Origin of the sequence: Crocosphaera sp. XPORK-15E, assembly GCF_034931425.1 — a bacterium.
GTDB lineage: Bacteria > Cyanobacteriota > Cyanobacteriia > Cyanobacteriales > Microcystaceae > UHCC-0190.
In genome coordinates this window covers 1-7,258 of sequence record NZ_JAYGHQ010000034.1, presented here as the reverse complement: position 1 = coordinate 7,258, position 7,258 = coordinate 1, and the positions used below count along the sequence as shown (strand labels likewise).

Below are 7,258 nucleotides of genomic sequence, written 5' to 3'. Positions count from 1 at the left end.
TAGCTCAAGCTTACATAGGTCGAGGGATTTTTTACTACAAGTTGCAAAAATGGGAATTAGCAGAATCTGATTTCACTAAGGCGATCTCCCTCAATCCCAATGATGCTAAAGCTTACTACAATCGAGGTTTTTTTTACTACAACTTGCAAAAATGGGAATTAGCAGAATCTGATTTCACTAAGGCGATCTCTCTCAATCCCCATTATGCTCTTGCTTACTACAATCGGGGGAATCTTTACTACAACTTGCAAAAATGGGAATTAGCAGAATCTGACTACACCAAAGCCATTGAAATTAATCCTAAATTAGCTTCTGCTTACAACAATCGGGGGAATCTTTACAAAAACCAGCAAAAATGGGAATTAGCAGAATCTGACTACACCAAAGCCATTGAAATTAATCCTAAATATGCTGATGCTTACAACAATCGGGGGAGTGTTTATTATCAATTAAAACAAACAGAAAAGGCAGTAATAGACTTAAAAAAAGCAGCCGAATTATTCCGTCAGCAGGGGAATATGGCTGCTTATGAAAAGGTGATGCAGGCTTTACAACAAATAGGGGTATGAAAAATGGAATGGATGATTATCTTTGACGAAGCCTTTCGAGATTGGTTAAGTAGGTAGACAAAATTAATTACACAAAATTTGTAGGGGCGGGTTTAGCCAAAACCTTTGTTACTCAACCATTACGACTATATCAAAACCCGCCCTGGCTGTGCAATTAATTTTGCTTGACTACTTATATCAGCAAGAAGATGCCGTACGAGATTCCATGAAAAAAGATTTGAAGCCTATTTGAAAACATTAGCGGAGGAAAACCCATGATTACTTTTGATGATAAAATGAAAAAACTTTCCCCAAAAAAACGAGCAAAAATTGAAGCTAAAACCCAAAAATTTTTACAGAAAATGCAAATCATTATATATGTCTAGTTACTTGTTTTATCAATAAAGAGCAATTTTAAATGGACATTTTTTGTGATATAATCATTGGGAAAATTAGCTTACATAGGAAAAAAAAATGAATCAAATAATTGTTTTTGAAGTGTCTAAAGAAGATGATGGCGGATTTTTTGCAGAATGTTTAACCGAGGACATTTTTTCCCAAGGGGATAATTTGGAGCAACTAAAAACTAATGTCAGAGAGGCAGTAAAATGATACTATTTTGAACAGCCAACTGTTCCTACTATTAAGTTACATCCCGTTAAAAACAAACTTTTAATAATATCATGAAAATCCCTAGAAATCTTAAAGGTTCGTATTTAGCAAAAGATGAAGAAATTCCCACCCCTAGCACCCTCGAAACCATTTTAACCGATACGGATCATCAAGATTCGATCGCTTTTGAGAAATCCATGATTACTTATTTAGCTACAGTTCATAAAGATAACCATAGCGATTATGGCGTACAATTCTAAGCTGTTAAGCATTCAAATTTCCAGAACGATCCAAGCCAGTCAAGGGTTTCAGCCTCAAAATATGTAGTTTAAATGCTTAATAGCTTAACATATAATCATTAGTTATGATTACAAAAAAATGACAGACCAAGAGATAAAATAGGGAGAAAGAAACCAATATCTTCCTCCATTTTTTCAATTTTTTTACCCTAAATTAACGACTGGCAAACTTAGAATTAATGCGTACCGTGGGAATAACAACTGATTCACTATGAGTATGAGGTTTAATGGCTAAATCAACCGTTAAAGGATTAGGTCTTGTTCGTAAATTTTGTGTTCCTTGAGCCGCTAAAGAAGTTGAAGGATATTTCTGCATCAGTTGTTTAAGAGTATCAATTCGCGCTGATGGGTTGGGATGGGTGCGTTGTTCTCCCTGTATGTCAGCAGAAAGAGTACGATTTAAAACATCCATTGCTCGGATACATCCTTGAGGATCATAACCTGCCGTTGCCATATAAAGATAACCCTGTTTATCGGCTTCAAACTCTTGTGTCCGAATAGAAGCATTTAAACTAGCAAGATAGGCATTTTCTTTTTCAGAGATAATTTCTCGTTTTTTCTGCTCAATTTTTTGACGATCTAACTGACCATTATTACCTAAGAAGAAAGGTGTAAAAGTGAATCCCGTCAAGCGTCTGACTATTACTCCAAAGAATTGTCCCGCCCTTTGACTTTGTTGCCATTCCTCATATTTTCGCCGTTCTTCAGCCACTAATTTATCAATTTCCGCTTGCGCTTCTTGATTAAATTGGGCTTTTAGTGTTTCATTGATATGGACTCGTTGAGCTTGATGACGTAATTGATTGTGTGCCATTTCATGACCTATAATACAAGCTAAGGCAGCGTCGTCCCCGTGAAGTTGGTCTAAAATTCCTCTGAAGGCAACAACAAGGTTAATTTCAGTCGCATAAGCATTAACATCATAATCGGGCATAATGCCAATGCGCCAGGGACGCTCATCTAGTCCATTTGCTCGTGCAATTAGCTCAACCATGCGATACACCCAATACCATTCTTGCCAATTTTGGTCGAGTTCTTGACCTAAGAGTTTAAATTGATCCTCAATAGGGCGATAGGGGTTATTGCTTTTCGCTTGCGCTATCATTTGAGTAGAGGATAAGGTTTGAGGAGTTGCTAGTGCTGAAATAGGGCTAGAAAGCAAGATTCCTCCTAAAATCGTTCCGATTAATCGTTGGTTAAGCATATTTTCCTCCAAGGTGTTTAGTTAATGTCTCCTGTTAAGGGTTACGGTTGGATAGGGAATTTTTACGCAGTAGTTTACTCAAAAATTAAATTTCTGAGATTAATTATAGGATGAGTGCAAACCTTGCATCCCTACAGAATAACGATCATAAGTAGGTACACAAAATTAATTACCCAAAACTTTGTAGGGGCGGGTTTAGGGTTAAGCCTTGTCAGTCAAGCCTTAGAGTCATATCAAAACCCGCCCTGCTATGTGTAATTAATTTTGTTTAAGCACTTAATGATAAGAAGTTAACTCATCCTTCGCTTTCTAACAGTGGCATCGCGGATAATTCAGGATAAATTAGGTCAAAACTCAATAAGGCAACCCCTAGCTTTCCCTTGTAAAGACTATACTCAGGAAACTGTGAGGGAGATTGATCTTGTAGCGCACGCATGGTCATTGTCTTAGCTGCATCATACCATTGGCGATCGCCGCTATACCGATACATATTTAACAGTGCATAAGCAGCCCCCGTAAAGCCACAACATAAATTAGCGGTTGTTCCTAAATCTTCTCGTACATTATGTGCTGTTTTCAGGGCTAAGTCTAAATAATGGTCATTTTTCAATAATTGATGTGCCAACGTCCACAAGAAAACATATCCGGCTGCCCCATTACACCAACTGGGCATATAATCTCTACCAAGGGAAAAATAAGATAAGGGATTTAATCTTGTCCAGCGTAACCCTAACCCCTCATTTGCTTTTTCGGCACAATCGGCTAATTCTTGTAAACGGGTTTGAATAATAGGAGAAATGGGCATATTTCTGACTTGACACCATCTTAACAGCGCATAGAGAATTCCTACCCAACCATGCGCCATGCCTAAATATTTGATAGTTTTATGATCAGCGGACCGCAACGCGGATTTCTTCGAGATCGCTTCATCGGTGTCAATTTTGGTTAAAATGTGTTGAAAGATTTGATCTCCATGAGCTTGTAAAGCGACTTCTTTTGGCATTCTTTCGCATAAAATGGCACATCCGACTAAAACTCCTGCCCATCCCATGCTTAAATCTAAATGCTTTGATTCTTTTGAGGTTACTTGAATAAAAGCTTCAGTTGCTTCCCATTGAGAGGGAAGATCATTCATTGCATGAGCAATCAAAGTGCGAAGACAATGAACCCCACTAATGGTATGATATAAGGAAATATCGCCAATAGAATCAAGAGTTAAGCCCATTTGAGCATTATAAGCCCCTTCTTCCGTTTGCATGGCTTTTAACGCATTCATTGACCAAATATCAGCTTGTGAAAGCATCTCTGCACTATTTTCTAAACAAGCTACTCGATAAAAACTATAGGCAATTCCTGCTGCACCAAAAATAACCGAGCCAGAGGGAGATAATAAGGTTTTTCCCTGTTTTTCAAAGGAAAAAGGCGATAAATACTCGAAGAAATGTTGACGAAAATTCTGCAATTGTTGTTCAAAAGTATTATCTAAAACGACTGCAAAGGTGGATTCATTGACAGAGACTCCCATCAGTTGGGTTGCAAACTCAGCGACACAGAGAAAGCGCAGACTAGGATCTTTTTGTAATGCTGTGATCAGAAGCGTTTCTACTTCAGAAAAAGGCGTAATTCCCTGCTGAATGAAAGAAAGGGGTTTTTCTGTGATAATTTGACGCAGTTGTTCTTTTTTATCGATCGCAAATTTAAGATAGTGATAACCTGTTAATAAATGATAAATTAACGCCCCTAAAGCGTATTGTTCACCTAAAAAGGTAGTTTGTGGCTTTTCCCCGTCTTCTAAGCGTTTCTGGGCGTATTCTGGCTCATAAAAATACTCGATACCACCCCTGGGGACTTTAATTTCTGCTTGCTCTGCTTTAATACAGCGAGAAAAGCCATAATCGACGATTTTAACAGAATAATCAGCATCTACTAGAATATTCTTAGGATGAACATCCCCATGAATGATTTGCTGTTGATGCAAGTGAGCATAAGCTTGAAGAATGTTACAGGATAGGGTTAATAATTTTTGACGAGCGGTGATATTATTGGCTTTTTGCAGATTTTTCGCAATATCAATCGATGTTTGCCCGTTTACCCATTCCATCACAAAATAGCGATAATTATCTAAGGTATTTTCATCGAGTAGTTGAGGGTTAACTTTACCATCTAATTGACGGATAATGTCAATCTCTCGTTCAAAGGCTTTTTGCCAAATTGAGGCAGCATTAGGGCGTAATAGTTTAAGAGCAGCCAAATTTCCTGTATTATCTTTAACTTGATAGATTTCTGTATCTTCTAGGACTTGAATAACCCGTACTATTTCCCAGTATGCGATCTGATTACCTATTTTAAAGGATGCACAGATGCCTTGAGCATCGATCGCAGTTTCTTCCACTAACCAGCCCGCATTTGATAAACTTTTAAGCAGAGGAAAAGCTTGTTCTAAAAAGGCTTGAGGATCTAATTGGTTATTTTGACTATATTTTAGTAAAGCTTGTGCCATTTTAGTCGGTTGACGAAAAAAATTCAGAAATTCGGCAGCTTCAGGTGCAACCACTTTGGAACGAATGCGAGAACTGGGGCGAGTAATGGCATAATCAGAGTCGGAACAATTAAGCTGATGACGAATATCTTCCGCTAGTTGACTGACAGGGATGATTAAAACATCTTCAGGTAAAATAAGGGTTTGTTGAATAAAAGGTTTTTGAGTCATTTTGATTGTTGGTTTCGGTTAGCAGTTTACGAGAAAAATTGTCTTCTATAAGATGATTCGAGACTGATTGTTGATTTTTACGCAAGACTGACGTTAAGGTTTTAAAATAGGTAATCATAACCGAATGCCGCTAACTTAAGCTTTTTGGAGAGACTGAAACCCCTATAAATACGTGGTGTTTGCCGTATATTTAGACCTTAAGTTAGCGGCATATAATCATAAACAATGATTATATAGCAATCAGGTTTCAATTGTGAGAAAATTAGGAGGAGGATTTAACAGTGTTAAATCCCTACAATGGTATATTTGTAGGGACATAATACCATTATGTCCCAGTATGTTTTTGCTTCTCACATATCATTACTGATTGCTATAGTTATTTAGTTGCTACTCAACTGAAAACTGCTGTTAGTTAATTTCTTTCTTCTAGGGAAAAACCAACTTTTCTTAAATGTCTTGTAATTTCCTCAACAAACACATGAGCTTGTTTAAAAAGACTTTGTGCTAACTCAAAATCAGGCTCTAACATTTCCCCGTAATCATTTGCCTGTCTTTCATCAAATGCCCGATGTAAACTTTTTGATAAATCCTTAGAAAATATCCCTGTTTTGACAAATTCACGGTCAAATAAACTAATCAAACCGCTATGCTTAGAAGCTCCCAAACCTCTAGTGGCTAACAAACCTAATAGAGCATAAAACATTCCATAATAGGAACGATTGATACAACCTCTAAATGCTGACTGATCGAGCAGTAATTCCGCTTCTCGTAACGTTTCTACTGCTTCCTGTAAACGATATTTCACCAAAAGCTGTAATTGAGTGTCTGTCATACCACTATACCCTCTTCCATCACCCTAGATAAGAGAGGATTAGCACCCACTGCACCCAATTTAATCTGCTCCTCTGTTACTACAAAAGTAGAAATTACTCGGTCATATTCAAAGCCTATTTCCCAAGCTAAATCATAAATCTTTTCTCGCAGAGAACGATCTAATTGTGGAACTTTGACAAATACATCCAAATCAGAATCAGTTTGAGCATCACCCCTTGCCCGTGAGCCAAAAATCCGTAAATCTAAAATAGGGGTAATTTGTTCTAAACGATGTCGAAATTCCCTGACAATCTGATGATCTAGTTTTTCCATAATGATTAATTTTCCAGATATAAACTAAATAACAAAATCGGAAATGAGATTTTAAAAGTTACATCACTTATTAACATAACTTTGTAATTCAGGATGTGCTAGTAATTTTTGGGTATCGGCAATTAATTTGTCTCCCCAATTATTTGATTTTAAGTAGTCTAGAGTGGCAAATTTAGGGTCAATATTTAATGCTGATTTAGCTAATTTTACAGCTTTTTCTATATCCCCATTTATATAGAAAGTAGTAGCTAAGGCTAATTGTGTTTCTGCTAAATCTGATTTGAGTAATAAGGTTTGATTAAATTGTTTGATAGCTACTTGTATTTCTCCCATTTCGTAGTTACTTAATCCAATACTAATTAGGGCAAATAAGTTATTAGGATCAATATCTCTTGCTTTATAAAAATCAGCAAGTGCTTGGTCATATTTTTTGAGATTATGGTAAAGAAGCCCCCGATTGTTGTAAGCTTCAACATATTTAGGATAAATTTCAATAGCTTTGGTGAAGTCAGAAGCAGCTAAATCCCATTTTTGCAGGTCAGAGTAAAGAAGCCCCCGATTGTTGTAAGCTAGAGCAAATTTAGGATTAATTTCAATAGCTTTGGTGAAGTCAGAAGCAGCTAAATCCCATTTTTGCAGGTTATAGTAAAGATTCCCCCGAATGATGTAAGCTAGAGCAAATTTAGGATTAAATTCAATAGCTTTGGTGTAGTCAGAAGCAGCTAAATCCCATTTTTGC

The 7,258-nt window shown here is 36.9% G+C and carries 8 protein-coding genes; 3 read left to right on the top strand and 5 right to left on the bottom strand.

Annotation, left to right across the window (positions count from 1 at the left end):
- The 3 genes from VB691_RS23135 to VB691_RS23125 form a co-directional block, all read left to right on the top strand.
- A partial coding sequence (locus VB691_RS23135; protein WP_323293890.1) for a tetratricopeptide repeat protein occupies positions 1–569 on the top strand: 569 nt, incomplete at its 5' end.
- Positions 570–1,022: 453 nt separating this feature from the next.
- Positions 1,023–1,160 carry a hypothetical protein gene (locus VB691_RS23130; RefSeq protein ID WP_323293889.1) on the top strand — a complete coding sequence of 46 codons (138 nt, stop codon included), beginning with the start codon at positions 1,023–1,025 and terminating at the stop codon, positions 1,158–1,160.
- Between the two features lie 71 nt (positions 1,161–1,231).
- A complete protein-coding gene (locus VB691_RS23125; protein ID WP_323293888.1) occupies positions 1,232–1,420 on the top strand; it encodes a hypothetical protein in 189 nt (62 codons plus the stop codon).
- Between the two features lie 193 nt (positions 1,421–1,613).
- On the opposite strand, the gene VB691_RS23120 is transcribed toward VB691_RS23125, so the two are convergent.
- The 5 genes from VB691_RS23120 to VB691_RS23100 form a co-directional block, all read right to left on the bottom strand.
- Positions 1,614–2,663 carry a M48 family metallopeptidase gene (locus VB691_RS23120; protein WP_323293887.1) on the bottom strand — a complete coding sequence of 350 codons (1,050 nt, stop codon included), beginning with the start codon at positions 2,661–2,663 and terminating at the stop codon, positions 1,614–1,616.
- A 295-nt stretch (positions 2,664–2,958) separates the two neighbouring features.
- Complete coding sequence (locus VB691_RS23115; protein WP_323293886.1) at positions 2,959–5,373, bottom strand: lanthionine synthetase LanC family protein; 2,415 nt, start codon at positions 5,371–5,373, stop codon at positions 2,959–2,961.
- A 412-nt stretch (positions 5,374–5,785) separates the two neighbouring features.
- Positions 5,786–6,205, bottom strand: a complete 420-nt coding sequence (locus VB691_RS23110) for a HEPN domain-containing protein (RefSeq protein ID WP_323293885.1) — start codon at positions 6,203–6,205, stop codon at positions 5,786–5,788.
- Positions 6,202–6,519, bottom strand: a complete 318-nt coding sequence (locus VB691_RS23105) for a nucleotidyltransferase domain-containing protein (protein WP_323293884.1) — start codon at positions 6,517–6,519, stop codon at positions 6,202–6,204. Before VB691_RS23105 ends, VB691_RS23110 begins: the two co-directional genes overlap by 4 nt.
- 63 nt (positions 6,520–6,582) lie before the next feature.
- On the bottom strand, positions 6,583–7,258 hold a 676-nt coding region (locus tag VB691_RS23100), incomplete at its 5' end, for a tetratricopeptide repeat protein (RefSeq protein WP_323293883.1).